The organism is Massilia sp. P2_C2, assembly GCF_056404615.1.
In genome coordinates this window covers 1-816 of record NZ_JBFUDR010000650.1, presented here as the reverse complement: position 1 = coordinate 816, position 816 = coordinate 1, and the positions used below count along the sequence as shown (strand labels likewise).

The following is an 816-nucleotide window of genomic DNA, read 5'->3' as shown; positions in this document are numbered from 1 at the left end:
CATACCCGACGTGACGCTGTCGTTGGGCACGCAGCGCGATGACCAGGTGGGCCGGCGCCGGGCCGTCGTCGGCCTGTCCGTGCCGCTGCCTCTGTTCAACCGCAACGAAGACGCCCTGCGCGCCGCGCTGCGCCGCACCGACCAGGCCGGCGACGAACTGGCCGCCGCCCAGGCGGGAACGGCGGCCGCATTGACGGCCGCGCACACGCGCTACGCGACCGCCCGCAATGAAGCCACCCTGCTCAGCCAGGACGTCGTGCCGAACGCGCGCGCCGCCTACGAACAGACGCTGAAGGGTTTTGAATACGGAAAGTTTTCCTTCCTCGACGTGCTGGATGCGCAGCGCACCTGGTTCCAGGCGCAAACGCGCCAGTGGGACAGCCTCGAGAACGCCTGGCGCGCGTACGCCGACATCGAACGCCTCGCCGGCCCCGCCGATCAACGCTGAGAGAACATCATGACGAAGAAACAGAAAATGGCGATCGCGCTGATGTGCGCGCTCGCCCTCCTCCTTGCCGGCCTGATGCTGTGGCGCCAGCCGGCCTCCGACACCTCCCCGCAACCGGACGCGCACGGCCATGACGACCGCCGGGCCGACGCCGATGCCGGTTCCTCCATCGGCATCGCGCTGACGGATGCGCAGATCAGGGCCAATGGCATCGCCCTCGACAAGGCCGGTCCAGCCACCCTGCGCCAGCGGCTGCACCTGCCGGCGCAGGTCAAGGTCGACGCGGAGCGGACCGTCGCGCTGGCCGCGCCCGCGTCGGGCATCGTGCAGACCGTGCACGTATCGCCCGGCGCCGTGGTGCGCCAGGG

General features: G+C 70.5%; 1 protein-coding gene and 1 pseudogene. Both read left to right on the top strand.

Annotated features, from left to right (window positions below):
• The coding region (locus AC1DYX_RS31635; RefSeq protein WP_477266225.1) for a TolC family protein at nt 1-448 on the top strand (448 nt) is incomplete at its 5' end.
• Between the two features lie 9 nt (nt 449-457).
• Nucleotides 458-816: pseudogene (locus AC1DYX_RS31630) on the top strand (hypothetical protein); the annotation flags it as partial.